The sequence below is a fragment of the Streptomyces sp. NBC_00091 genome (genome assembly GCF_026343185.1).
Taxonomy (GTDB): domain Bacteria; phylum Actinomycetota; class Actinomycetes; order Streptomycetales; family Streptomycetaceae; genus Streptomyces.
The window spans coordinates 3,514,575-3,539,687 of record NZ_JAPEMA010000001.1 but is presented as its reverse complement, the minus strand read 5'-3'; the positions used below and the strand labels follow the sequence as shown (position 1 = coordinate 3,539,687).

General features: G+C 73.5%; 19 protein-coding genes. 9 read left to right on the top strand and 10 right to left on the bottom strand.

Going from position 1 to position 25,113, the window contains the following annotated elements; translation table 11 throughout:
- Window positions 1–24 precede the first annotated feature (24 nt).
- From manA to OOK34_RS16375, 5 genes are all read right to left on the bottom strand, one after another.
- Window positions 25–1,182: a mannose-6-phosphate isomerase, class I gene (gene manA, locus OOK34_RS16395; protein ID WP_267034618.1), complete on the bottom strand. Its 1,158-nt coding sequence runs from the start codon at window positions 1,180–1,182 to the stop codon at window positions 25–27.
- Between the two features lie 49 nt (window positions 1,183–1,231).
- Window positions 1,232–2,374 (bottom strand): SIS domain-containing protein, encoded by a 1,143-nt coding sequence (locus OOK34_RS16390; RefSeq protein WP_267034617.1) that lies wholly within the window; start codon window positions 2,372–2,374, stop codon window positions 1,232–1,234.
- 58 nt (window positions 2,375–2,432) lie between these two features.
- The gene (locus tag OOK34_RS16385) at window positions 2,433–2,618 is read right to left on the bottom strand and encodes a Trm112 family protein (RefSeq protein WP_267034616.1); all 186 of its coding nucleotides are present in this window, start codon (window positions 2,616–2,618) and stop codon (window positions 2,433–2,435) included.
- Between the two features lie 260 nt (window positions 2,619–2,878).
- Window positions 2,879–4,249, bottom strand: a complete 1,371-nt coding sequence (locus OOK34_RS16380) for a phosphomannomutase/phosphoglucomutase (RefSeq protein WP_267034615.1) — start codon at window positions 4,247–4,249, stop codon at window positions 2,879–2,881.
- A 78-nt stretch (window positions 4,250–4,327) separates the two neighbouring features.
- A complete protein-coding gene (locus OOK34_RS16375) occupies window positions 4,328–4,702 on the bottom strand; it encodes a DUF3499 domain-containing protein (RefSeq protein WP_267034614.1) in 375 nt (124 codons plus the stop codon).
- Between the two features lie 315 nt (window positions 4,703–5,017).
- Here OOK34_RS16375 and OOK34_RS16370 point away from each other — a divergent pair, with 315 nt between their 5' ends.
- Entirely contained in the window at window positions 5,018–5,401 is a 384-nt protein-coding gene (locus OOK34_RS16370) for a metallopeptidase family protein (RefSeq protein ID WP_267034613.1), read from the top strand.
- Between the two features lie 21 nt (window positions 5,402–5,422).
- On the opposite strand, the gene OOK34_RS16365 is transcribed toward OOK34_RS16370, so the two are convergent.
- From OOK34_RS16365 to OOK34_RS16355, 3 genes are all read right to left on the bottom strand, one after another.
- Window positions 5,423–6,904: a DUF5719 family protein gene (locus tag OOK34_RS16365; RefSeq protein ID WP_267034612.1), complete on the bottom strand. Its 1,482-nt coding sequence runs from the start codon at window positions 6,902–6,904 to the stop codon at window positions 5,423–5,425.
- Window positions 6,901–10,503 carry a glycosyltransferase gene (locus tag OOK34_RS16360; RefSeq protein ID WP_267034611.1) on the bottom strand — a complete coding sequence of 1,201 codons (3,603 nt, stop codon included), beginning with the start codon at window positions 10,501–10,503 and terminating at the stop codon, window positions 6,901–6,903. Before OOK34_RS16360 ends, OOK34_RS16365 begins: the two co-directional genes overlap by 4 nt.
- Window positions 10,504–10,786: 283 nt before the next feature.
- Window positions 10,787–11,050, bottom strand: coding sequence for a WhiB family transcriptional regulator (locus OOK34_RS16355; RefSeq protein WP_003983763.1), 264 nt, complete (start codon window positions 11,048–11,050; stop codon window positions 10,787–10,789).
- Window positions 11,051–11,693: 643 nt separating this feature from the next.
- Here OOK34_RS16355 and OOK34_RS16350 point away from each other — a divergent pair.
- From OOK34_RS16350 to OOK34_RS16340, 3 genes are read left to right on the top strand one after another with little or no spacing between them, the layout of a single operon-like run.
- The gene (locus OOK34_RS16350; RefSeq protein ID WP_267034610.1) at window positions 11,694–12,293 is read left to right on the top strand and encodes a cysteine dioxygenase family protein; all 600 of its coding nucleotides are present in this window, start codon (window positions 11,694–11,696) and stop codon (window positions 12,291–12,293) included.
- Between the two features lie 13 nt (window positions 12,294–12,306).
- Entirely contained in the window at window positions 12,307–13,266 is a 960-nt protein-coding gene (cofD, locus tag OOK34_RS16345) for a 2-phospho-L-lactate transferase (protein ID WP_267034609.1), read from the top strand.
- The gene (locus tag OOK34_RS16340) at window positions 13,263–14,558 is read left to right on the top strand and encodes a coenzyme F420-0:L-glutamate ligase (RefSeq protein WP_267034608.1); all 1,296 of its coding nucleotides are present in this window, start codon (window positions 13,263–13,265) and stop codon (window positions 14,556–14,558) included. The genes cofD and OOK34_RS16340 overlap by 4 nt, the downstream gene beginning before the upstream one ends.
- A 13-nt stretch (window positions 14,559–14,571) precedes the next feature.
- Here the strand turns inward: OOK34_RS16340 and OOK34_RS16335 are convergent, their stop codons facing one another.
- Entirely contained in the window at window positions 14,572–15,570 is a 999-nt protein-coding gene (locus OOK34_RS16335) for a DNA-3-methyladenine glycosylase (RefSeq protein ID WP_267034607.1), read from the bottom strand.
- Window positions 15,571–16,222: 652 nt separating this feature from the next.
- On the opposite strand from OOK34_RS16335, the gene cyaB reads away from it, so the two are divergent.
- Complete coding sequence (gene cyaB / locus OOK34_RS16330; protein WP_267034606.1) at window positions 16,223–16,801, top strand: class IV adenylate cyclase; 579 nt, start codon at window positions 16,223–16,225, stop codon at window positions 16,799–16,801.
- Window positions 16,802–17,370: 569 nt separating this feature from the next.
- Here cyaB and OOK34_RS16325 read toward each other — a convergent pair.
- Window positions 17,371–18,831, bottom strand: coding sequence for a peptidoglycan recognition protein (locus OOK34_RS16325; protein ID WP_267034605.1), 1,461 nt, complete (start codon window positions 18,829–18,831; stop codon window positions 17,371–17,373).
- Window positions 18,832–18,971: 140 nt separating this feature from the next.
- Between OOK34_RS16325 and OOK34_RS16320 the strand changes: the two genes are divergently transcribed.
- From OOK34_RS16320 to OOK34_RS16305, 4 genes are all read left to right on the top strand, one after another.
- Window positions 18,972–19,721, top strand: a complete 750-nt coding sequence (locus tag OOK34_RS16320; RefSeq protein WP_267034604.1) for a TIGR03089 family protein — start codon at window positions 18,972–18,974, stop codon at window positions 19,719–19,721.
- A 171-nt stretch (window positions 19,722–19,892) separates the two neighbouring features.
- Window positions 19,893–21,182, top strand: a complete 1,290-nt coding sequence (locus OOK34_RS16315; RefSeq protein WP_267034603.1) for an LCP family protein — start codon at window positions 19,893–19,895, stop codon at window positions 21,180–21,182.
- Window positions 21,183–21,404: 222 nt separating this feature from the next.
- Window positions 21,405–23,141, top strand: a complete 1,737-nt coding sequence (locus OOK34_RS16310) for an LCP family protein (RefSeq protein ID WP_267034602.1) — start codon at window positions 21,405–21,407, stop codon at window positions 23,139–23,141.
- 317 nt (window positions 23,142–23,458) lie between these two features.
- Entirely contained in the window at window positions 23,459–25,030 is a 1,572-nt protein-coding gene (locus tag OOK34_RS16305; protein ID WP_323183485.1) for an LCP family protein, read from the top strand.
- The last annotated feature ends 83 nt before the right edge of the window (window positions 25,031–25,113 follow it).

Sequence of the window (25,113 nt, the reverse complement as noted above, 5' to 3'; positions counted from 1 at the left end):
TCCACGGGGGCGAGGATCGTCAAGTCAGAGCAATACGGTGGCCCGGAAGACGGTGCCGGTACCGGACAGTTCGGTCTTTTCGCCTGCGGGGACGAAGACCGACTCGCCCGGGGCGAGGGTCAGTTCGCCGGCGCGGGGGGTGCCGGCGGTGCAGAGCAGGATCTGCGGGGCGCCTGCCGGGAGGGTGCGGGGGGCGGCGCCGGGGGCCAGGACGTGGCGGGAGAGCCGGAATTCGTCGATGGGGGTCTCGTAGACCTCCTCGCCGTCGCCCTCGGGGCGCAGGACGCCCGGGGCGCTCGGCTCGAAGATGACGACCTTGAGCAGCTCGGGGACGTCCACGTGCTTGGGGGTGAGCCCGCAGCGCAGCACGTTGTCGGAGTTGGCCATGAGTTCGACGCCGAGGCCGTCGAGGTAGGCGTGCGGGATGCCGGCGCCGAGGAACATGGCCTCGCCGGGCTGGAGCCGGACGTGGTTGAGGAGCATGGCCGCGATGACGCCCGGGTCGCCCGGGTAGTCGTGGACGAGTCCCGCGTAGGGCTTGTACGGGCCTTCGAGGCGCTCGGCGGCGGCTGCGGCCGCGGCGACCGTGTGGGCCATCTCCTGGCGGTCGGCGCTGAGGACGGCGGTGAGGACCTCGCGCAGGGCCGCCTCCTCGGGGTGGGCGCGCAGCAGGTCGACGTACGGCTTGAGGGAGTCGACGCCGAGGCCTTCGAGGAGGGCGGCGGCCTCCAGCGGCGGGCGGAAGCCGCACAGGCCGTCGAAGGGGGTGAGCGCGCAGATCAGCTCGGGCTTGTGGTTGGCGTCCTTGTAGTTGCGGTGGCCCGCGTCGATGGGGACGCCGCGCCGCTCCTCGTCCTCGAAGCCGGCCTTGGCCTGGGCCAGGTCGGGGTGGACCTGGAGGGAGAGGGGGGCGCCGGCGGCGAGGAGCTTGAGGAGGAAGGGCAGGCGGGGCCCGAACTTGGCGACGGCGGCGGAACCGAGCTCGCCCTCGGGGTCGGCGGCGATGACGGCGGACAGGCTGGTCTCGCCGGCGCCGCGGTCGAGGCGGGAGGGGGCGCCGGGGTGGGCGCCCATCCACATCTCCGCCTGGGGTTCACCGGTGGGCTCGACCCCGAGGAGGGCCGGGATCGCGGTGGTGGATCCCCACGCGTAGGGGCGGATCGTGTTCGTCAGGCGGTCCATCGTCGTCGTCTTCCTGGATCTGGATGTGGTGCGGGCACGGGTGTGTGCCTCAGTTGTGTCCGCTGTGTCCGCGGCCGGCCAGCGCCAGGTAGGCGGTGGCGAAGTCCGTGACGGCGAGGAGTTCGGCAAGCTGTTCCAGCTCTCCGCCCTCCTCCGGTTCGAGTTCGCTGATGGCCGTGTCGTGGCTGAGGGCGAGCTCGCGCGCGGCCGGGGCGGCCGTGAGACCGCCGGTGGGCCGGTCGCGCAGCAGAACGACGCGGGCGCGCAGGGCCTGGGGCTCCTCGACGCGGTCGCGGAAGAAGTCGTCGGGGTCGGCTCCGGCCGCGAAGGAGCCGGCGAGCAGCACCCCGTGGGCGGGCAGCGCCTCCGGGAGGGTGGCGGCGAGCGCGGGGCGGCCGGCGAGTTCGGCGAGGGTGGCGGCGAAGCGGCGGCCGGCGGGGGCGGCTCCTTCGCCCTCGCTCCAGATGAGCGGGAGGGAGTCGGCGAGTTCGGCGGCGAGGGTCTTGGCCGGGTTGGAGTACGTGGCGATGGCCGGGCCGCAGCGTTCGGCGGTGCGGTCGAGCCGGTCGGCGACGCGCTGGAGGGCCTGGGGGTCGGCGCTGATCAGCCCGACCTTGTCGAGGAGGACCAGCAGCGGGGTCAGCAGGGCCCAGAGGGCGCCGGGTCCGGCCGCGGCGGACTCGTCGTACTCCTGGTACGGGGCCTTGGCCATCGGTACGAGGACCCCGTGCGCGCCGTCCACCGCCTCGCTGAGCGGTGAGCGCTCGGGGGCGACGGCGACCACGGAGCAGCCGCGCCGGTAGGCCTGCTCGGCGAGGACCGCGAGGCCGGGCTCGGTGCCGTCGGTGGTGGCGATGAGCAGCAGGTCCACGGGGCCCGCCCAGCCAGGCAGCGCCCAGCGCAGCGCCCCGGCGGCGTGCGCGACGCCGGTGGGGTGCAGGCGGATGACCGGGGCGGAGGCTCCGGCGAGGGCGCCGAGGAGGTCGGCGACCCCGGTGGCCGCGGTGCCGGGGCCGGCGATGAGGACGGCGCGGGGGCGCCCGTCGGGGCGCAGGTCCGCGAGGCCCGCCTCGGTCGCGTGCCGGGCGGCGGTGCGGACTCTGGCCCCGGCCTCGGCGGCGCCGCGGAGCAGGCCGCGGCGGTCGGCACGGGCGAGATCGTCCGGTGCGTCGAGGAGTGACTCGTCGAGCATGGGGGCCTCCGGCGGTGTTGACGGATCCAGGCTGGTCGAGCGGTGGGGCGGCGCCGGGTCAGGCGGGGCGGCGGGCCTCGTCCACGAGGAGGACCGGGATGCCGTCGCGGACCGGGTACGCGAGGCCGCAGTCCTGGCCGGTGCAGATCAGCTCGGGTGCGGTCTCGTCTGCCGAGTTGTCCTGGAGCGGAGCGTGGCAGGCGGGGCAGGCGAGGATGTCCAGCAGGCCGGCTTCGAGCGGCATGGGGGCGGTTCCCTTCGGGGATGCGGATTGGGCGAGGTCAGCGTACCGCCGAGTCACCTGCGGTGCGGCCTGAAGGGTGGGGTGGCGCCCCCGTCCGCGTATGGGCTCCGCCCGGGGTCTGGTCGGGTGCGGGTCCGTTGCGGGGGCTCTGCCCCCGAGCCCCCGCGCCTCAAACTCCCCCAGCTACCGCTGGGAGGTGCCCCCAGGCGAGGCTGGATTTGGCGGGGCCGGTTGTGTCCGACCCCGCCGGGTGCGCCGGATCAGGCGCGGACGAGGGCGAGGACCTCGTCGCGGATCTTGGCCAGGGTGGCCTGGTCGCGGGCTTCGACGTTGAGGCGCAGGAGCGGCTCGGTGTTCGAGGGGCGCAGGTTGAACCACCAGTCGGCGGTGGTCACCGTGAGGCCGTCGAGTTCGTCGATGGTGACGCCCTCCTGGGAGCCGTAGACGGCCTTGACCTCGGCGGTGCGGGCAGCCTGGTCGGCGACGGTGGAGTTGATCTCGCCCGAGCCGACGTAGCGGTCGTAGGAGGAGACCAGGTCGGAGAGGGTGCCCTCCTGGCCGCCGAGGGCCGCGAGGACGTGGAGCGCGGCGAGCATGCCGGTGTCCGCGTTCCAGAAGTCCTTGAAGTAGTAGTGCGCGGAGTGCTCGCCGCCGAAGATGGCGCCGGAGGTGGCCATCTCCGCCTTGATGAAGGAGTGGCCCACGCGGGTGCGGACGGGGGTGCCGCCGTTCTCGCGGACGACCTCCGGGACGGACCAGGAGGTGATCAGGTTGTGGATCACGGTGCCGGTGCCGCCGTTGCGGGCCAGCTCGCGGGCCGCGACCAGGGCGGTGATCGCGGACGGGGAGACGCCCTCGCCGCGCTCGTCGACGACGAAGCAGCGGTCGGCGTCGCCGTCGAAGGCGAGGCCGAGGTCGGCGCCCTCGGCCTTCACGCGGGCCTGGAGGTCGACGATGTTCTTCGGGTCGAGGGGGTTGGCCTCGTGGTTGGGGAAGGTCCCGTCCAGTTCGAAGTACATGGGGACGAGGTCCAGCGGGAGGCCCTCGAAGACGGTGGGGACGGTGTGGCCGCCCATGCCGTTGCCCGCGTCGACGACGACCTTGAGCGGGCGGATGGCGGTGAGGTCGACCAGGCCCTTGAGGTGCTCGGCGTAGCCGGGGAGGCTGTCCAGCTCGGTGATGGTGCCCGGGACGGTGCCGGCGGGGATCGCGGGGGCGCCCTCGTCGGTCCACTTCTCGGCGAGCTCGCGGATGGTGGCGAGGCCGGTGTCCTGGCCCACGGGGGCGGCACCGGCGCGGCAGAGCTTGATGCCGTTGTACTGGGCCGGGTTGTGCGAGGCCGTGAACATGGCGCCGGGCAGGTCCAGCTTGCCGGAGGCGTAGTACAGCTGGTCGGTGGAGCACAGCCCGATGAGGGTGACGTCGACGCCGCGGGCGGCCGCGCCTCGGGCGAAGGCGGCCGACAGGCCGGGCGAGGAGGGCCGCATGTCGTGGCCGATGACGATCGCCGTGGCGCCGGTGACCTCGACGAACGCAGCACCGAACAGCTCTGCCAGGGGCTCGTCCCACTCGTCCGGTACGACGCCACGTACGTCGTAGGCCTTGACGATGTTCGAAAGATCTGCGGCCACTGCCTGCCCTCCTGAAGGTTCTGTGCGGTGGAGCAAACCTACCCTGTACGGAGAGCCGCTTTTCAGACGATCCGGGTGTCAGGAGTCGGGCGAGCGCAGGACGCGCAGGTGTCCGCGGCGCGTCTCGCCGGCCACCGGGCCGCGCGGTCCGCCCCCGCCGGCCTCGGCCGCGCGCTCGGGCGGACGGGCCGCCTCGCGGACGGCGTTGGCCAGGGCTTCGAGGTCGTCGCCGCTGGGGCGTGACGGGCCGGAACCGTCCGACAGGCGTACGACTTCCCAGCCGCGCGGGGCGGTCAGGCGCTCCGAGTGCTCGGCGCACAGGTCGTAGCAGTGGGGTTCGGCGTAGGTGGCGAGCGGGCCGAGAACTGCGGTCGAGTCGGCGTAGACGTACGTCAGTGTGGCGACGGCAGGGCGGCCGCACGCGGTGCGCGAACAGCGACGTACAAGGCTCACGACGTTGGACGGTACCGCACTCTTGACCGGGCCGCGACGACTCTCCCCCGGGCCGCTCCCCCGTGTCGTGCTCCGCCCGTGCTCGGCGGTGGGTGACGAAGAGGGGCATCGAGTCCGTAACGCGTCCCGATCTTGGCCGGATCGTTCGGAGGGTGACACCGTCGTGACACCAGGTCGTGACCGTATCGGGTCCTGGCCCGGGGTGAGGGCTACCCTGCGGGGGTGACGGACAGTGCGCTTCCTCCCCGCCCCGCGGTTCCCGCCGGGGCCCCTTCCGAGCCGCGGCCGCGGCGGCGTGACCGGCACGGGCGGGGGATGCGCGGGCCGCTGGCCCCGCCGCAGGTGCCGCTGTCCGCGAGCCGGGCGGAGCTGTTCGGCGACCTCGTACGGGATTCCGTGGAGCGGCTGGAGCGGCGCTGGGTGCAGCTGGCCGAGGTGGAGTTCGTGATCGCGGACGTGCCGGGGCCGCCGGGCGGTCCCGACGCGGGGTGGAACGACGAGGCGGTGCCGCTGGGCGGGCTGGTGGAGGCCCGTGACGGGAAGCCGGCGCGGATCGTGGTGTTCCGGCGGCCGGTGGAGATCCGGGCGAAGACGCGGGACGAGCGGGCGCTGCTGGTGCACGAGATCGTGGTGGAGCAGGTGGCGGAGCTGCTCGGGCTCTCGCCGGAGACGGTGGACCCCCGGTACGGGCAGGACTGATCCGTACCGGGGGCGGCGGCCTCAGCGGAGCAGGATCGCCGGGTCCTCGACGGCCCGGGGGACCGAGACCATGGAGCGGTCGTCGCCGAAGGCCTGGACGGTGAACATCGGGATCCCGTCGTGCGGCAGGGTCAGGGTGCGGGCCGCGTGGACGGGGCCGCCGGAGAGGGTCTCGACCGTCAGGGCGTAGGGGCCCTTGCCGCCCGAGGGGGCCGGTGGCGGGGTGACCGTGCGGGTGGTGCCCGCCTTGACGGTGATCTCCTGTACGGCCTGCTGGCCGCCCTCGGTGCCCGGGGAGGCGGTGACGCGGACCTTGGCGTCGGCGCCGCCGGAGGCCGTGAGGGTGAGGACGGTGGCCTTGTCGTCGGCCCGGTTGTCCGCGACGGTGGCCCGTTCGCCCACGGGGGCGCTCGCCGGGACGAAGCCCAGCTCCTGCTTGGCGGCGGTGCCGCGGACCACGCGCAGGGCCGCGACCACGGGTACGGCCTTCTTCGGGTCGGCGGGGGCCAGCAGCAGGGAGCCGGCCTCGCCGCGGGTCACGTCGCCCAGGTCCAGGCTCGCCGTCATGCCGGCCTTGACGTGCAGCCGCTCCTTGCCGGCCGGGCTGAGGGGGCCGGTCGGGCCGGACAGCTTCACGGTGAGGTCGGCGTCGTCCTCGCCGGGGGCGAAGGCGACCAGCCGTACGGAGGTGGCGTCGGCGGGGATGCCGGGCAGGACCAGGGTGCCCGTCGGGCCGGCGGAGGCCGGCAGCCAGTCGGCGCCGACCCCGTCCTCGGCGACCTGCGTGGAGGCGCCGACCCGGCCCGAGCTGGTCCTCACGTGCGCGGTGACGTCCGCGAGCTGGCTGTCGGGGGCGAGGAAGGACAGCAGCACCTTGGTGGTGGACCGGGGGTCGACCCGGATGACGGGGTCGACGGTGCCCGGCTTGTCCTTGAGCAGCCCGTCGGGGCCGTAGAGCTTGATCTCCACCTCGGCGACGGTGTCGTCGGGGTTGGTGAGGTGGACGTAGTCCTGGCGGCCCTTGGCGGTGCTGACGCCGGGGAACCAGAAGTCGGTACCGGGGACCGTGCAGGCGAGTCCGAGCAGGCCGCGGGCCTGACCGACGGAGACCTTGGTGGTCTGCTGGGCGGTCCAGCCGGGGGCCAGGGCGCCCTCGGCGGCGCCCGTCAGCGCGGGTGCCTCGGCGCCGGAGGCGGTGGCCGCGACGGGCTTGCCGGGCTCCTTGGGCTCCAGGACCGTCTTGCCGTCCTTGTTGCCGAGCCGGGCCGCGCCCCCGCCGCCGCCCTTGCCCGGGGTGAGGGAGGTGTAGGTGGTCTCGGCGATGTCCGAGGAGCTGGGCGCCGGGCACACCAGCACGGACCGCTCCACCGGCATCCGGGCGGCGGCCGCCCGGCGGTCGCCTGCGGCCGGGGCGGCGGCGGGGGCGGTGAGGAAGGCCAGTGCGGTGACGGCGGCCAGCGAGGCCGTCACGGCCGCGAGCGTCAGGGGGGCGCGCTGCTTCACTGCTGGGGGCTCCCGTCCGGACGCGGCATCGGCTGTCCGTAGGCGTCGTACTGCTGCTCGTACTCGTACGGGTGGGGCTGCTGTTGCTGCGGGAAGTGGAGCTGTTCCTGGGGCTGGGGGTAGGGGTCGGCGTACTGCTGCCCGTACTGCCCGTACGCGTCGTACGGCGGCTGCTGCTGTTGCTGGTGGTGCTGCTGTTGCTGCGGTTCGTACGGGTAGGGCTCCTGGTAGGCGTACGACTCCTCCCCGTACACCTGCTGCGCCGGGATCTGCGCGTACGGGTCCACGAGGGCCTGCGCCGGTGCCGGTTCGGGCTCGGGCGGGGCGGGCGCGGCCGTCCGGCGGGCGCGGCGGCCCTGTGCGGGCTCGCCCGGCCGGTCCCCGAGGGGGGCGGCGGTCTCGGCCTCCTCCGGCAGGTCGTCGTCGAGGCGGGCGGGGCGGCCGGGCAGGGCCATCACCAGCAGCACCAGGGCCAGGAGCCCCTGCGCCCAGTGCCAGGCGTCGCGGGGAAGGGAGTCCTGGTGGACGAGGTCGAGGCGGCCGCCCTCCGCGGGCAGCGCGAAGCCCTGCGCCCAGCCGTCGACGGTCTTGGGCGTGAGCGGCTTGCCGTCGAGGGTGGCGCGCCAGCCCGGGTCGGCCCGGTCGGCGATGCGCAGGGTGCGGCCCTCGGGGCCCTCCGGGACGTCGGCGTGGGCCTCGACGGGTCCGGCGTCGACGGTGATGGGGGCCTGGCCCTGCTGGCCGGGGACGATCACCACGCGGGCGGTCAGCCGTTCGACCTCCCAGAGGGCGGTGCCGTCGTTCTGGTGGCGCTGCTTGAGACCGGGGGTGCCGTCGAGGATCCGGCGCATCGGGACGGAGCCGCCGGGCGGGATCATCACGTAGCGCACGGCGAAGGCGCTGAGCTGCTCGGACTGGTTGGCTCCGGAGCCGGAGACCAGGCTGGAGACGGCCTTGGCGAGGCGGGGTTCGGGGCCGGCCGCGGCGAGGAGTTCGCCGTCGCCGAGGCGGGCGCCGGAGCCGCGGACCAGGGCGTAGGAGACGGTGGCGGGCGAGTCCCCGCCGAGGACCAGGGTGCGGGTGCGGTTGGTGTCGTTGGAGTGCTCGGCGACGACGGCCGGGACCTGGACGGGGTCGCGCCGCTTGATCGGTCCGTCGGCGCCGGCGGCCGTCCAGGCGGCGCCGAGGAGCAGGGGGCCGGCCGCGGCGGCGAGGGCGACGAGGGCGGCGAGCGGCTGGCGCCAGCCGAAGCTGCGGGTGGCGACCCGCTCCCGGGCCCCGTCCGCGCCGAGGGCGGCGGCGGCGAGCAGCGCGAGCCCGTACAGGAGGGTGCCGGGGCCCGCCCAGCCGCTGCGGTTCAGCAGCACGGCGAGGAGCAGCCCGGCGAGGGCGGCGGCCCAGGCGGTGCGGACGGCGAGGCGGCGGTCGGCGCGGAGCAGGGCGGCCAGGGCGGCGAGCAGGGTGCCGGCGAGGAGCGGTCCGCCGGTGGTGCCTGGGCCGCCGGGGCTCGCGCCGAGGAGGTCGAGGGCGGTGGCGGAGCCGCTGCCGTAGGGCAGTCCGGCCTCGCGCAGGAAGCGGGCGGGGTGGGTGAACAGGCCCAGGGACCAGGGGGCGAGGACGATCAGGGGTACGGCGAGGGCGGCGAACAGGCGGGGGGCGTAAGTCTTCCAGCGCGCGCGGCGCGCGAGGAGCGCGGCGGCGCCGAGGACGGCAGCGAGCGGCCAGACGACGGGGGTGAAGGCGGTGGCCAGGGTCAGCAGCAGGGTGTACGTCCACACCGCGCGCCGGCCGCCGCTCGCCCCGGTGTCGGCGAAGCCGCAGGCGGTGACGGCGGAGCGGGCGATGAGCGGCAGCAGTACGGCGAGGACGGCGGTGCCGAGCCGGCCGCCGGCGAGGGCTCCGGTGACGGCGGGGAGGAAGGCGTAGGCGACGGCGGCCCAGGCGCGCAGCAGCCGGGAGGTGACGAGCGGGCGGGAGGCGAAGTAGGCGGTGAGTCCGGCGAGGGGGACCGAGCAGACGAGCAGCAGGGTCAGGGCGGCCTGGGTGGAGCCGAGGAAGAGGGCGGAGAGGGCGGCCAGGATCGCGAGGTAGGGGGGCGCCCCGGCGGTGGTGCCGGCGGCGACGGGCTGCCAGTCGCCGGTGTAGCCGTGCCACAGGGCGAGGCCGTCGGCGGGGGCGGGGAGCAGGGCGCCGCCCATGAGGCTGCCGCCGCCGATGAGGGCGCGGCAGGCGACGAGGGAGGCGAGGAGCAGGCCGGCGAAGAGGACGGGGGCGGGGTTGCGGGCGATCCGCTTGAGCCGGCCGGAGTCCTGGGCCGCCAGGTAGTCGGCGTCGTCGCCGCCGGGACCGGATTCGAGGGCTCCGCCGTGCCGGCCGGCGGGGGCGGGGTCGGTGTCCCGGCCGGAGCCGAGGTATCCGGCGAGCTGTTCGGCGCTCGCGCGCAGGGTGGCGCCGGGCGGCGGGAAGAGGGGGCGCAGTTCGGCGGCGGGGACGGCGGGGCGGCGGCGGGCCTTGCGGGCGGCGCGCAGGCGGCCGGGGCGCAGCAGGGTGGCGAGGAGTCCGGTGATCTCGTCGACGGCCTGGCCGGGGGCCTTGCCGATGAGGTAGCCGAGGGTGCGCAGCAGGGTGCCGGTGATCAGGCGCAGCAGGACGTAGGGCAGGGCGCGGCCGGGGGTGTTGGCCAGCATGGTGTGGACGGCGCCGGCCTTGTCGACGCGGTGGGGGCCGACGGCGGAGCGGCCGGCGCAGTCGACGGTGCGGCGTTCGCGGGCGGCGGCCTCGGCGTGGCGCAGGACGGCGTCGGGGGCGACGAGGACGGTGTGGCCGGCGCTGTGGGCGCGCCAGCAGAGGTCGACGTCGTCGCGCATGAGGGGCAGGCGGCGGTCGAAGCCGCCGAGGGCGTCGTAGACGTCGCGGCGCAGCAGCATGCCGGCGGTGGAGACGGAGAGGACGGGGCGGACCTGGTCGTGCTGGCCCTGGTCCTGTTCGCGGCGGTCGAGGCCGGTCCAGCGGCGGCCGCCGCGGGCGATGGTGACGCCGGCTTCGAGGAGCTGCTTCCTGTCGTACCAGCCGCGCAGTTTGGGGCCGATGACGGCGGCGTCGGGGTTCTCGTCGGCGACGCGCAGCAGTTCGGTGAGGGCGTCGGGCTCGGGGGCGCTGTCGTCGTGGAGCAGCCAGAGCCACTGGACGGGTTCGCCGTGGGGGAGGTCGGGGAGGTCGTAGGTGTCGTCGCGCCAGGTGCGGCTGACGGGGTCCCAGCCGCTGGGGCGCTTGAGGTACGGGAGTTCCTCGGGGGTCAGGACGCCGGCGCTGCGGGCGGCTTCGTCGACGGCGGCGCCGAAGCCGGTGCGGCGGGCGAGGTGCAGGACGCGGTCCTCGCCGAAGGCCTGGACGAGCAGTCGCGCGGAGTCGTCGGCGCTGCCGGTGTCGGCGGCGACGTGGTTCTGCGCGGGGCGTTCCTGGGCGAGGAGTCCGGCGAGGGTCTGAGGCAGCCAGCGGGCTCCGTCGTGGGCGACGAGGACCGCGGTGACGACGTGCCGGGGGAACTCGGGTGTGGCGGCCGCCTGGTGCGAGGCCGTCGAGTTGCTGTGCAGGGACATCGCGGTACGGGCCCTCCGGCCTGGGGATCCGGGGGTGGTTCGCCCTCGGAGGCTGCTGGACAGCGCCCCACACTAACGGCTTGGAAGGGGAGGGTCCGCCTGGTCGGGGGAAGGCCCTGAACGCGACGGTCCGCCTCCTGCGGGGAAGGTGCGGGAGGCGGACCGTTTGCTCAGTCTGTTGCTTTGTCCGGTGCTGTTTCTGCTGCTCTGCGACCGTTTCGGACCGCTGCTTCAGACGGCTGTTTCAGACGGCTGTTTCAGACGGCTGTTTCAGACGGCTGTTTCAGACCGCTGCTTTTTTCAGCCGGCGCCGCTCGCGCTCGGACAGTCCGCCCCAGATGCCGAATCGCTCGTCGTTGGCGAGGGCGTACTCGAGGCATTCGGAGCGGACCTCGCAGGCGAGGCAGACCTTCTTGGCCTCACGGGTCGAGCCGCCCTTCTCGGGAAAGAAGGATTCGGGGTCGGTCTGGGCGCACAGTGCGCGCTCCTGCCATCCGAGCTCCTCGTCCGCCTCTTCGACCAGCAGTTCCTGAAACAGCTCGGTCATGTGCGCCCCTCGCTCTGTCTGTGCGTCCCCGTGGTGTTGCCGTTACTGATCGTCAGGTAACGACACGAGTGAAATTACAAGTGTGTGGCTCCTGCCCAGTCAAGCCGAGATCTGCTATTGGGCGCCTTATTCACTCTGCGGAACCAAGGCTATGCAGAAAGTGTTCATATCGCCAAAAATCGTGACACAAGCCACACGTGGCTCGCGAGTGCCACCCTCGTTCGTGGTCGACGCGTCACTCTGTGGTGGGGTTGCGATTCAGCCGAAGATGCGGCTGGGATCACATTCCGATCACGAGTGACGCCAACGGGTTTGAGGTTGGTTCCCGTGGGCTCGGAGCGGCACATCCCCTTACGGAGAGTGCACAAACCTTTCTCCGCACACGGTAACCGGATGAGGTGAAACTTTTCCCTCAAACCGGACATTGGGTTGACAGTCCGGCCCTCCGCCCGGTCTCCTTGTCTCCATGTCAGCGCCCGCAGCCGCCACCCGGACCCCCATTCGTGGGTTCCTGCGTGCTGCCCAGGTTCGCTGTTGCTGTTGCAGCTGTTGATGCCCGCGGAGCCCCGGCTCCCCTGAGCTCCGGCCACACCCCCACAGCAACCGCCCCGCACGACTGACATCCGTCGAGGACACCCCCACGATGAACAGCGCCCACGCAGCCCCCACCGCCCCCGCGACCACGGCCACGACCGCTTCCGCGAGCGCCGCCACGGCCGCCGCCACGGCCGCTCCGTCGGCCCCGTCGCCCGTCGTCGAGAGCGACCTCCAGATCGCCGGCGACATCCTCGCCGTCCAGCACCTCCTCCAGCCCGCCCGCGAACACCCGGTCACCGTCGCCGAGTTCGCCGGCCTCGCCCGGTCGATCGCCGAGGACCGCGCGAGCTGGGAACACCTGGTCCAGTACGACGCCACCACCCGCTGGTACCACCGCTTGCGCACCGGCCCCGGCTATGAGGTCTGGCTGCTCAGCTGGGTCCCCGGCCAGGGCAGCGGCCTGCACGACCACGGCGCCTCCTCCGGCATCCTGACCGTCCTCGAAGGCGAGCTCACCGAGCACACCCCCCGCGGACGGCTCAGCCACCGCGCGGGCGGCCAGCGGGTCTTCGCCCCCGGCTACGCCCACGAGGTCGTCAACGACACCCTCGACGGAGCGGTCAGCCTGCACGTGTACTTCCCCGGCCTGACCGAAATGCCGATGCACAGCTGCTCCCCGGCCCGCGGGGAACGCGTACCGGCCTGACACACTGCGGTGCATGCGCATTGTTGTTCTGGCCGGCGGCATCGGCGGCGCCCGTTTCCTCCGCGGACTGAAGTCGGCGGTCCCCGACGCGGACATCACGGTCATCGGCAACACCGGTGACGACATTCACCTGTTCGGGCTGAAGGTGTGCCCCGACCTGGACACCGTGATGTACACCCTCGGCGGTGGCATCAACGAGGACCAGGGCTGGGGCCGCACCGACGAGTCCTTCACCCTCAAGGAAGAACTCGCGGCGTACGGGGTCGGACCCTCCTGGTTCGGCCTCGGCGACCGCGACTTCGCCACCCACATCGTCCGTACGCAGATGATCGGCGCGGGCTACCCGCTCAGCGCCGTCACCGAAGCCCTCTGCGACCGCTGGCAGCCCGGGGTCCGGCTGCTGCCCATGTCCGACGACCGGGTCGAGACCCACGTCGCGATCACCGACCCCGAGACCGGCGAACGCAGGGTCGTCCACTTCCAGGAGTACTGGGTCAAGCTGCGCGCCTCCCTCGACGCCGAGGCGGTCGTCCCCGTCGGCGCCGAGCAGGCCAAGCCCGCCCCGGGCGTACTCGAGGCCATCGCCGAGGCCGACGTCATCCTCTTCCCGCCCTCCAACCCGGTCGTCTCCATCGGCACCATCCTGGCCGTGCCCGGCATCCGCGAGGCCCTGGCCGCCTCCCCGGCGCCGGTCGTCGGCCTCTCCCCCATCGTCGGCGGAGCGCCCGTGCGCGGCATGGCCGACAAGGTCCTCGCCGCGGTCGGCGTGGAGTCGACGGCCGCGGCCGTCGCCCTGCACTACGGCTCCGGGCTGCTGGACGGCTGGCTCGTGGACACCTCCGACGCCGACGCGGTCGCCGAGGTCGGCGCCGCGGACATCGCCTGCCGGGCCGTGCCGCTCATGATGACCGACGTGGCCGCGACCGCCGCGATGGCCCGGGCCGCGCTGGAACTAGCGGAGGCCGCCCGGTGACCGTGCCCTCCTACGAGGTGCGGGCCGTCGCCGGCATCCCCGAGGTCCGGCCCGGCGACGACCTGGCCCGGCTGATCGCGGAAGCGGAACCGGGCCTGCGCGACGGGGACGTCCTGCTGGTCACCTCGAAGATCGTCTCGAAGGCCGAGGGGCGGATCGTCCGGGCCGACTCCCGCGAGGACGCCATAGACGCCGAGACCGTACGGGTCGTCGCGCGCCGGGGCCCGCTGCGGATCGTCGAGAACCGGCAGGGGCTGGTGATGGCGGCGGCCGGGGTCGACGCCTCGAACACCGAGCCCGGCACCGTACTGCTGCTGCCCGAGGACCCCGACGCCTCGGCGGCGGCCATCCGGGACGGACTGCGGGCCGCGCTCTCGGTCGACGTGGGCGTCGTCGTCACCGACACCTTCGGCCGGCCCTGGCGCGACGGGCTGACCGACGTCGCCATCGGCGCGGCCGGGGTGCGGGTGCTGGACGACCTGCGGGGCGGCACCGACGCGCACGGCAACCCGCTGAGCGCGACCGTGGTCGCCACCGCCGACGAACTGGCCGCCGCCGGCGACCTGGTCAAGGGCAAGGCCGCCGGTCTGCCCGTGGCCGTCGTCCGCGGGCTGGCGCACCTGTGCGGCGAGGGCTCCTCGGCGCGGGACCTGGTGCGCGCCCCGGCCGACGACATGTTCCGCCTGGGCACCTCGGAAGCCGTACGGGAGGCCGTCACGCAGCGGCGTACCGTACGGGCCTTCACCGACGAGCCGGTCGACCCGGGCGCGGTACGCCGCGCCGTGGCGGCGGCGGTCACCGCCCCGGCCCCGCACCACACGACGCCGTGGCGGTTCGTGCTGCTCGAGTCGGCCGCGGCCCGGCTGGAGCTGCTGGACGCGATGCGGGACGCGTGGATCGCGGACCTGCGCGGTGACGGCAAGTCCGAGGAGTCCATCGCGAAGCGGGTGCGGCGCGGGGACGTGCTGCGGGGCGCGCCGTACCTGGTGGTGCCGTGCATGGTCACGGACGGGGCCCACACCTACGACCACGCACGGCGGGACGCGGCCGAGCGGGAGATGTTCGTCGTCGCCATGGGCGCGGGCGTGCAGAACTTCCTGGTCGCGCTGGCCGGGGAGCGGCTCGGATCGGCGTGGGTGTCCTCGACGATGTTCTGCCGGGACGTGGTGCGCAAGGTGCTCGCGCTGCCGGACGACTGGGACCCGATGGGCGCGGTCGCGGTGGGCCACCCGGCGGCGCCGGCCGCCGCACGCGCGGCGCGGACGGCGGAGGACTTCATCGAGGTGCGCTGAGCTGCGCCAGAGCCTAGAGCCGGCCGATGTCGCCGCGCGGCATGCGGGGCGTGCGGCGGGGCGGGGTGCGGCCGGCCAGCAGGACGAGGCGGGCCGCACGGTGGCGCTGGCCGGCGTACGGGGCCAGCAGCTCCAGCATCCGGGCGTCGTCGGCGTCGCGGTCGCCCGCGAGGGCGTAGCCGATGATGCCGGGGAGGTGGAGGTCGCCGGTGGTGACGGCGTCGGCCGCGCCGTTGCTGCGCTGGAGGGTCTCGGCGGAGGTCCAGGGACCGATGCCGGGAACGGCCTCCAGGCGGGCGGAGGCCTGCGCGAGGTCCATCGCGGCGGCCTCCTCCAGGCGGTGCGCCACCCGGGCGGCGCGCACGATGGTGGCCGAGCGCTTCATGTCCACCCCGGCCCGGTGCCAGTCCCAGGAGGGGATCAGCGCCCAGGCGCGGGCGTCGGGCATCACGTACAGCTCCTGCCCCAGCGGCCCGGGCGCGGGCTCCCCGTACTGGCGTACCAGGCGGCGCCAGGCGCGGTAGGCCTCGTCGGCGGTGACCTTCTGCTCCAGGACGGTCGGGATCAGCGACTCCAGCACCAGCCCGGTGCGGGTGAGGCGCAGGCCGGGGCGGCTGCGGTGGCTGGCGTGCACGAGGCGGTGGCGGGGGACGAAGGCGGAGGGGTCGTCGTCGGCTCCGAGCAGCGGGGGGAGCTGCGCGAGCACCCAGTCCCGGCCGGGGCCCCATGCCTCGGCGTCCACCCCGTCGGGGGTGGCGGCCACCCGGAGCGTGGCGGGGCCCTCGGGGGTGCGGGTGGCGCGCCAGACGGAGCCGTCGGGGGTGGTGCGGAAGGTGGGGTCGCCGGGGCCGCGGCGCAGGGGGCCGAGCACCAGCCCGAGGTCCACCGGGACACCCGGGTTCCAGCTCCGCCCCTTCCCGCCCGCCCCGACGGCGCGCCCCTGGCCCGCGGGCACGGCGGTGTGGCCGCCGCGGACGGTGGTGCGGGTGGAGGGGGTGAAACGGCCGGCCATGCGTCGAGCGTAGCCGCCCGGGAGAGGGCCGACCCCGACTCGGCGCGGGCCCGCCATCTCCCCCTCGCCCCCTTGTCTGCGGGCCGGTGGCCGGGGAGCCGTATCCCCCGGGGCGGTCTCAGGGCTGGTTTGGGGGTTTCCCGTCAGTCCCATCGTCCTTCCGTGTCGTGCCGGCCTGTCAAGGGCGCTCCTTCGTCGCGTCGCTTCGCGATGGCCTTCGGCCACCCTTGACAGACCGTCCCGCCCCGGAAAAACGAAGACTGCCGGGAAACCCCCAAAAGAACGGTCACGGGGCAAGAGTGGGAGGGACGGGCGCCTCAGCGATGAGGCGAGGGGTCTTCCCTTGCCACGCCGGGCATCCGGGCCCTCACGGTCCTGTATCCGGGCCGGGAGCCCGACTACCTGCACCAAATGCTGACGAGAGCAGCGCGGGAAGCGCATGGGCGCGTCAGATCGCTACGCGCTCCTCGTATCTCAGCGGCCAACGGCCGTCTTGGGCTGGTCGTTGGCGGGTTCGACGTTGGCGACGGCCGTGGTGAATTCGCGGCCAGACGCGCCACGGAGGCTGACTCCCCCATGTTCGTCAGTGCGTTCGACGCGGGGTGGGAAGGGCATGAATCTGCCACCCGCACGGTTTGAGAGGGGCGGACGGATGATCGAAGCGGAGCTGAAGGCGCGCGTCCATTCGCCGCACGAGACGCTGCGAAAGCTGGATGAGCGGGCCGAGGGCCGGGCAGAGGTGTACCAGGACACCTACTACGACACCGCGGATGGAGCCTTGGAGGCCCGGGACGAAGAGCTTCGGGTCCGGACCGTGCATGGTCCGGAGGAGACCCGCACCGTTCTCACGTACAAGGGCGCCCGGGTCGACGAGGAATCCGGATCCAAGCCGGAGCACGAGACCCGTGTCGAGGACGCGGAAGCCGTACACGCCACGCTGAGAGGTCTCGGCTACGTGCCGGCCATCGCGTTCGAGAAGCGGTGCAGGAACTACGCCTTCGAGGCCCGGGGCAGGCAGATGCTCGCCACTTTGGTCCGCGTCCCCGAGGTGGAGGGGACGTTCCTGGAGCTGGAGACCCTGGCAGAGGAGAAGGACGTGGCCTCAGCCCTCGATGACGTCCGCATCGTCCTCGCCGAGTTGGGAATCCGTGCTGAAGACCTGACACGTGAGTTGTACACCGCTGCAGTCAGGGCCCGTCGCCTGGGCGAGCAACCCCGACCCCCGCAGTAAGCCCCCATCAACCCAAGACGACCGACTGCCGCTGAGATCTGAGAAGCGCGTAGCGATCTGACGCGCCCATCCGCTTCCCGCGCTGCTCTGGTCGTCATTTGGTGCCGGTATCAGCCCAAGACGGCCGCCGGACGCCGAGATATGAGGAGCGCGTAGCGATCTGATGCGCTTGGGTGGTCCGCAGGGGGATCTGGTCAGCATTTGGTGCAGGTAGTCGGGCTCCCGGCCCTGGACCAGGGATCAAGGGGCCCGGATGCCCGGCGGGCCGGCCCCCGGTCCCTCGCCTCATCGCTGAGGGACCCGTCCCTCCCACTCTTGCCCCGTGACCGTTCTCTTGGGGGCTTCCCGGCAGTCCTTGTCTTTCCGGGGCGGGACGGGCTGTCAAGGGTGGCCGAAGGCCATCGCGAAGCGACGCGACGAAGGAGCGCCCTTGACAGGCCGGCCCGACACGGAAGGACGATGGGACTGACGGGAAACCCCCAAACCAACTGTGAGACCGCCCCACCGAAACCCCGCTCCCCCACCGCCCGGCCCCCGCCCCCGCCCCCGCTGGACGGCGTACCCCCGCTCTACCGGCCCTGGAGCTTCGCCGATGAGGTGCGGGTCGGGGGGAGTTGGTTGTAGAGGAGGCGGCCCGGGCATTCCGTGGCGAAGCCGTCGCGGTGGCCCGAGATGACGTTCAGCTTCACGCTGCTGCCCTTCGGGTAGCGGTTGCCGCCGCCCGACTTCAGGGTGGTCTTCGCGCGCGGGTCGGCGCCGAAGAGGCCCAGCTTCCAGGCCGTGAGGCGGGCCACCGCCTCCACGGCCACGGCCGGCGGCGCGGTGGACCCGTAGCTGCCGATCACGGCGATGCCCATGCTGTCCGCGTTGAAGCCCATGGTGTGCGCCCCGAGCACCGGCTTGGCGACTCCGCCCGCCCGCCCCTCGTAGACCGTCCCGCACTTGTCGACGGCGAAGTTGTAGCCGAAGTCCCGCCAACCGCTGCTGATCACGTGGTAGCGGTACAGGCTGCGCAGCACCGCCGGGGCGTCCTTGCAGGCGTAGTTGTTGCCGGAGGCGGAGTGGTGGACGAAGGCCGCCTTGACGGTGCTCGTGTAGACGAAGCCGGTCTCGCGCAGGGTCTCGTCCGCGCCCCAGCCGCGCCGCGTGACGATCTTCGGGCGCGGGCCGATGTACGGCGCGGCGGCCGGGCCGGGGTCCCCGTCGTCCGCGAAGGCGGCGTCGGCGGTGGAGTCCGCCTTGTTCAGGGCGGGGATCTCCAGCGCGCCGAGCGGGGCGTGCGGGAGGTTGGCGGAGGAGGACTCCGCCACCTCCATGGTCATCCCGGGCAGCGCCACCGCGTCGCCCTTGTCGTCATCCGTGGGGCCGTCCGCCGGGCGCTCCCCCGGGCGCTCCGCGGGGCGGGTCGCCGGGCGGTCCCCGGCCGGGCCGTTGGCGCCGTTCGCGCCGTTCTTGCCGTCGGGTGCCGGGGCCGGCTGCTCCGCGCCCGGGTCGACGAGTTCGATGCGCATGCCCGAGGGGAGGCGGGCCCCGGCCCGGGTGGCGCCGTTCTCCGCCTGGACCCGGACCTCCACGCCGTCGGAGGCGCCGACCCACAGCGGGGCGGTGCTGCCGCGGACGCGGCCGGTGCCGCGTTCCACCGCGTCGGGGTCGGCGGCGTGCTCGCCGTTGTGGGTCTCGACGTCCTGCCAGTCGGACCAGCGGTGCGTGCCGACCGCGCGGGTGCGGACCTGGACCCGGCCGACGAGCTGGGTGCTCACGTCGTCCCAGACGACGCCGACGAGCGAGAAGGTCTTGACCTCGCGCGCGGCCAGGCCCCGGGTCCCGGCCGGGGCGGGCGAGGTGCTCATGCCGGGTACGCCGGGGATCCGGGCGCCCGAGGGCGCGAGGGGGACGAGCGGCAGTGACTGGGTGGACCCGGCGGGCCGCACCGGGGTCGATTCGGCCAGGGCGGGCGTGGGGAGCGCGAGCGGCAGGGCCAGTGCGGCAGCCGTCGCGACGCCGATCGAGGAAGCAAGGAATGCACGCATGGAAGCGATGCTGAGCACACCCACCACGAACCGCCATCGGAGAACTGACGATCCGTCCGACGGTCCGCCGGGCTCGACTCCCCTGTACGGGCGAGCCGGTGCCCTCCGTACGAGGGACGGGCCCGCGTACGCTGGGCCGGGTGAACGCCACTGACCGCACCCCTGCCGACCTGCTGCGATCCGCGCTCGCCGCCGATCCGGGCCGCCCTCTCGTCACCTTCTACGACGACGCCACGGGCGAGCGCGTCGAATTGTCCGTCGCCACTTTCGCCAATTGGGTGGCCAAGACCGCCAATCTGCTCCAGGGTGACCTGGCCGCCGAACCGGGTGACCGGCTCGCGCTGCTGCTCCCCGCGCACTGGCAGAGCGCCGTGTGGCTGCTCGCCTGCGCCTCCGTCGGGGTGGTCGCCGAGGTGGGCGGGGATCCCGCCGGCGCCGACCTGGTGGTGAGCGGGCCCGACACCCTCGAGGAGGCCCGCGCCTGCTCGGGCGAGCGGGTCGCCCTCGCGCTGCGTCCGCTGGGCGGGCGGTTCCCGCAGCCGCCGGCCGGGTTCGCGGACTACGCGGTGGAGGTGCCGGGGCAGGGTGACCGGTTCGCGCCCTTCGCCCCCGTCGACGCCGACGGCCCCGGCCTGGTGGCCGGCGGCGAGGAGCTCTCGTACGCGGCCGTGGTCGAGCGGGCCCGCGAGGACGCGGTCAAGCGCGGCTGGGGCGAGGGCGCCCGGGTGCTGTCGGGGCTCGGCTACGAGACCTGGGAGGGGCTGTCGGCCGGCCTGTACGGGGCCCTGGCCACGGGCGGCTCCGTGGTGCTGTGCCGCAACCTGGACCGGCTGTCGCAGGCCGCGCTGGAGCAGCGGATCGAGAGCGAGCGCGTCACCCACACCGCCTGAGCGGCGTCGTCACCCGTACCGTCCAACGGCGGCTCCGGTCTATTTGTCACCCAAATGGCCCTTGCCAGGGCCCTGCCCCCGGGCCGCCCAGGTCACCCGGGGGCAGGATCGGCTCCAGGCCGTACTCACCCGTACGGCTGGTTTCCGGGAGGCCGAGGGGACGGAACGCGAGTGACGGACAGCGCGGGCATACCGGGCGACGCCGGAGCGGCCGGAGGCACTGGGAGGCCTCCGCGCGGCCGCCGGCGACGCCGGCTGCTGCGCTGGATCGGGCTGGGGGCCGTGCTGCTGGTCCTGGCGGGGGCCGCCGCCGGCTGGTGGCTGTACGCCAAGCTCGACGGGAACATCACCGAGGACACCTCCGCCGAGGCCGAGCTGCGGCGCTACGAGCGCGAGCGCCCGGCGCACTTCGCCACCGGCGCCCAGAACATCCTGCTGATCGGCTCGGACTCCCGTTCGGGTACGGCGAACGCGCGCTACGGGCAGGACCAGGGCACCCAGCGCTCGGACACCACGATCCTGCTGCACCTGCCGGCGGACCGGCGCAGCGCGACGGCCGTCTCGATACCCCGGGACCTGATGACGGAGGTCCCGGGCTGCCTGGGGCCGGACGGCTCCCGCACCGGCGAGCGGTTCGCGCAGTTCAACTGGGCTTTCCAGTGGGGCGGGGCCGCCTGCACGATCCGTACGGTCGAGAAGCTCACCGGGATCCGGATCGACCACCACATGGTGCTGGACTTCGGCGGGTTCAAGCGGATGGTGGACGCCGTCGGCGGGGTGGAGGTCTGCCTCGACCGGCCGGTGGTGGACGCGGAGGCGCACCTCAGGCTCCCGGCGGGCCGCCAGCTGCTCCAGGGCGAACAGGCGCTCGGTTTCGTCCGGGCCCGGTACGGGCTGGGCGACGGCAGCGACACCGAACGGATGGCGCGCCAGCAGCAGTTCCTCGGCTCGCTCGTGGAGAAGGTGCAGAGCAACGGGGTGCTGCTGAACCCGGCGCGGCTGTATCCGCTGCTGGACGCGGCCACCTCCTCGGTGACCACCGACCCGGGGCTGGCGTCGCTGCGCGGCCTGTACGAACTCGTACGGGGCGTACGGGACATACCGACCGAGCAGGTCAAGTTCCTGACCGTGCCCCGGCGGCCGTACGCCGCGGACCCGAACCGGGACGAGCTGGCGGAGCCCGACGCGGCCCGGCTGTTCCAGCAGCTGCGGATGGACCAGCCGTTGACGATCACCCCGCCGCCCGACCCGCAGTCCGACCCACCACCCGACCCGCGGCCCGATCCGGAGCCGCAGCCGGAGCCGCGGCCGGAGTCGGCCGAGGTGGCCGGTGAGCGGGACGGATCCGGGACGGCGGCGGGTTCGGGCGGGCCGGTGCCGGCCGGAAGCGGAACCCCCGTCGCCCCCACTCCCGTCCCCACTTTCACAGGAACCACGGCGGCTGCGGCCGACTGCCGGTAAAGCAATCCAAAAGCCGGAGGTCCAACCGAACCGGATGGGCGCTTTGATGCGTTATGGGGGGAGTGGATTTTCTCACCAGCATGGTTTGGGGCTGACCTGGCCGGATAAGGTGAGCGATCCGGTGCACCGGCCGTCAAGAGGCCCTGCACCAGCAGCCGGATCGTTGACCGCGCGCCTGGGGGGAGGCGCGTCGCGAAGCACCGACGGAGGATTCGAGCAACCGTGGATGCGCAAAGCCGTGGGCGGGCGGACGAGATCGACCCCGCAGACCAGTGGGTCCTCAATCCCCGCACTGGCAACTACGAACTGCGACTGGGAGATTCCGCTGCGCAGCAGCACACCGTGGCCGCGCCCCGCAGATCCCGCAGAGCCCCCACCGTTCCCTCGGCGCCGACCGCACCGTCCCCCGCCGTACCCAGGCCCCGCCGCGGCGACGGCCCGCCCGGCGGCCGGCGCGGCGGCCGCCCCCGCAGGGGCGGCGGTCCGGCGCGGCGCCGCAAGCTCCTCGTCGTCACGGGCGGAACCCTGGCGCTGCTGCTGGTCGGCGGCGGGCTCGGCTCGTACCTCTACTACGAGCACCTGAACGGCAACCTCAAGGTCATCGACACCGGCGGCGCGGGCGGCAGCTTCAAGAAGGACCAGCCGATCAACATCCTGGTCATCGGCACCGACAAGCGCAGCGGCAAGGGCAACGAGGGCTACGGGGACGCGGAGAGCGTCGGCCACGCCGACACCACGATCCTCTTCCACGTCTCCAAGGACCGCAGCAACGCGACCGCGCTGTCCATCCCGCGCGACCTGATCACCGACATCCCGGCCTGCCCGACGAAGCAGCCGAACGGTTCGGTGAAGGAGATCGCGGGCACCAAGGGCACCCGCTTCAACAACAGCCTGGGCCAGGAAGGGCGCGACCCCGGCTGCACTATGCGCACGGTCAAGCAGCTCACCGGCATCGAGGTCGACAATTTCATGATGGTCGACTTCAACGCGGTGAAGAACCTGAGCACGGCGGTGGGCGGGGTGCCCGTCTGCGTGGAGAAGGACGTCAGCGACCGCGATTCCAAACTGGACCTGAAGGCGGGCCAGCACCGGCTGGCGGGCGAGCAGGCGCTGGCCTTCGTACGGACGCGGCACGCCTTCGGCAACGAGAGCGACCTGGACCGGATCAAGACCCAGCAGCAGTTCCTCGGTTCGATGATGCGGGAGATGAAGTCCAAGGAGACGCTGACCAGTCCGAAGAAGTTCTTCTCGCTGGCGGAGGCGGCCACCAAGTCGCTGACCGTGGACCAGGGGCTGGGGTCCATCGGCAAGCTCACCGATCTCGCCGGTGAGTTGAAGGACATGAACCTCAAGAACATCACCTTCACGACGCTGCCGGTGCTCGACAACCCGAACGAGCCGGTGAACCGGAAGGCGACCGTCGTCCTCAACTCCGGGCAGGCCGAACCGCTGCTCCAGATGATCCGCGGGGACGTCTCGCTCACCGAGGTCGAGAAGAAGGAGGCGGCCGCGAAGGAAGCGGCCGACGCCGACGCCAAGAGCAGGCAGGACGCGCTGCTCCAGGGCAGCCGCGCGCCCGCCGGGGACGTCCGGGTGGACGTGTACAACGGCGGCGGGCCCCCGGGATCGGCCTCCACCACCCTGACCTGGCTGCAGAACACCAAGGGCGTCCTCAAGGCCAGCAACCACGGCAACGCCTCCGCGCGGCTGGGCAGCACCCAGCTGGAGTACGCCCCCAACCAGGCCGACCAGGCCCGGGCGCTGGCCGACATGATGGGCCTGTCCGCCGCGGCCCTGAAGGTGGGCTCCGTGGACGCCGGCCCGCGGACCCCGATGAAGCTGACACTGGGCTCCGACTTCAAGGAACCCGGGGCGCCGCTCAGCGCGCCCGAAACCCCGCAGCAGGCGCCCGAGGGGGTCCAGCGGGTCGAGGCGGACAAGGCGGTCTGCGCGAAGTGAGCGGACAGCGCCGGCCGCAGCGGCAGCGGTTACGGCAGCACTCGTCATCCACCGACCGCCGAATGACGGCCGGTAGCCGGTAGGCCCGGCACAACACCGACCAATGAGTGATCTTGAGGGGGGTACGCGTGAGGCACAGCAGCGTGCGAGGGGAGGGGGCGCCCGACCAGGCCGCCGACGGCATATCCGGCGGCGGCAAGAAGGCGTCCGGCGCGGTGCCCCCGCCCCGGAAGGGCTCGGGCGGCAGCCGGCCCCCGGGCGATGGGCTTCCGGTCCGGCGGCGCCGCCGCCGGGTGCTGTTCTGGGTGGCGTCCGTCATGGCGTTCCTGATCCTGGGGACCTCGGCGGCCGGCTACCTCTACTACCGTCATCTCGACGGCAACATCCGCAGCGGGCAGCGCCTGAGCGGGGAGAGCGGCGTGGAGAAGTCCCACGCCAACGCCAAGGGCCAGCGCCCGCTGAACATCCTGCTGCTCGGCTCCGACAGCCGCAACAAGCCGGAGAACCTGGAACTGGGCGGCAGCCACGACAGCGTGGGGGCTCCCCCGCTGGCGGACGTGCAGATGATGCTGCACGTGTCGGCCGACCGGGAGAACGCCTCGGTGGTGAGCATCCCGCGTGACACCCGGGTCGACATACCCGAGTGCACGGACCCGAAGACCGGCCAGAAGTACAAGAAGACCAACGCGATGATCAACGAATCGCTCGGCCGCGGGGGCCCCGGCTGCACCCTGGCCACCTGGGAGAAGCTGACCAACGTCTACATCGACCACTGGATGATGATCGACTTCTCCGGTGTCGTGCAGATGGCCGACGCGATCGGCGGTGTCCCGGTCTGCGTCAAGGACAACGTCTGGGACCGGCCGATACCCACCTCCCCGGGCGGCTCCGGCCTCAAGCTCCAGGCCGGCACGACCCGGGTCAAGGGCGAGCAGGCGCTCCAGTGGCTGCGCACCCGGCACGCCTTCAGCAGTGACCTGGGCCGGGCGCAGGCCCAGCACATGTACATGAACTCGATGATGCGCGAGCTGAAGGGCCAGAACGCCTTCACCGACGTCGCCCGGATCACGGCCCTGGCCGAGGCGGGCACCAAGGCGCTGGAGGTCTCCGAGGAGATCGGGTCGGTCAAGAAGCTGTACAACCTGGCCATGCAGCTCAAGGACGTACCGACCAACCGCATCACGATGACCACGATGCCGACCTTCCCCGACCCGCGGGACGAGAACCGGCTGGTCGTGAACGCGGCGGACGCCGACAAGCTGTGGGCGATGGTCCGCAAGGACGTGGCCTTCGACAAGAACGGCGCCCCGACGGCCCCGCAGAGCCCCTCGGCCTCGGCCTCCGCGCCGGCCCCGGGCGCCTCGCAGCCCGCCGCCGGCGCCTCGCAGCCGGCACAGCCCGGGCAGCCGGCGCAGCCCGGCCAGCCGAGCCAGCCGAGCCAGCCGGGCCAGGAGCCGTCCAAGGCTCCGGTGACCACCCCCGACAAGATCGCCGTCCACGTGGTCAACGGCACCGCCGTCGAGAAGATGCCGCTGGCGCCCCGGCGGGCGAACGCGGTGGCGGAGGCGCTGGTCGCCAAGGGCTTCACGGCGGCGAAGGCGGACAGCGCGCTGACCCCGGAGAAGACCACCGTCGTGCGCTACCCGACCCCCGACCTGGCGGACGAGGCGCAGAGCGTGGCGGCGGCCATGGGCATCCCGGCCACCGCGGTGCAGCAGTCCGCGGACGTCTCCCGGATCACCCTGGTGGTGGGGGCCGACTGGCGCGAGGGCGCCGTCTATCCGCAGCAGGCGCCGCCCGAGGCGGGCGCCGTGCCGGACACGGCCGATGCCCTCAACGGCTCGGACACCGGGGCCTGCATGGAGGTCTACAAGCCCTACCGCTGGTGACCCGGCGGGGCTGAACGCGAAGCCCGATGAAAACCTGAAGGGGTGACCCGGTCCGTGGAGGACCGGGTCACCCCTTCTGGTGT

What these genes read in the sequence shown, in the direction of transcription:
- manA (WP_267034618.1), bottom strand. Translation starts at nt 1,182, where the DNA reads ATGGACCGCCTGACGAACACGATCCGCCCCTACGCGTGGGGATCCACC.
- OOK34_RS16390 (WP_267034617.1), bottom strand. Translation starts at nt 2,374, where the DNA reads ATGCTCGACGAGTCACTCCTCGACGCACCGGACGATCTCGCCCGTGCC.
- OOK34_RS16385 (WP_267034616.1), bottom strand. Translation starts at nt 2,618, where the DNA reads ATGCCGCTCGAAGCCGGCCTGCTGGACATCCTCGCCTGCCCCGCCTGC.
- OOK34_RS16370 (WP_267034613.1), top strand. Translation starts at nt 5,018, where the DNA reads ATGCGCGGGCCGCTGGCCCCGCCGCAGGTGCCGCTGTCCGCGAGCCGG.
- OOK34_RS16360 (WP_267034611.1), bottom strand. Translation starts at nt 10,503, where the DNA reads ATGTCCCTGCACAGCAACTCGACGGCCTCGCACCAGGCGGCCGCCACA.
- OOK34_RS16355 (WP_003983763.1), bottom strand. Translation starts at nt 11,050, where the DNA reads ATGACCGAGCTGTTTCAGGAACTGCTGGTCGAAGAGGCGGACGAGGAG.
- OOK34_RS16350 (WP_267034610.1), top strand. Translation starts at nt 11,694, where the DNA reads ATGAACAGCGCCCACGCAGCCCCCACCGCCCCCGCGACCACGGCCACG.
- cofD (WP_267034609.1), top strand. Translation starts at nt 12,307, where the DNA reads ATGCGCATTGTTGTTCTGGCCGGCGGCATCGGCGGCGCCCGTTTCCTC.
- OOK34_RS16335 (WP_267034607.1), bottom strand. Translation starts at nt 15,570, where the DNA reads ATGGCCGGCCGTTTCACCCCCTCCACCCGCACCACCGTCCGCGGCGGC.
- cyaB (WP_267034606.1), top strand. Translation starts at nt 16,223, where the DNA reads ATGATCGAAGCGGAGCTGAAGGCGCGCGTCCATTCGCCGCACGAGACG.
- OOK34_RS16325 (WP_267034605.1), bottom strand. Translation starts at nt 18,831, where the DNA reads ATGCGTGCATTCCTTGCTTCCTCGATCGGCGTCGCGACGGCTGCCGCA.
- OOK34_RS16305 (WP_323183485.1), top strand. Translation starts at nt 23,459, where the DNA reads ATGGCGTTCCTGATCCTGGGGACCTCGGCGGCCGGCTACCTCTACTAC.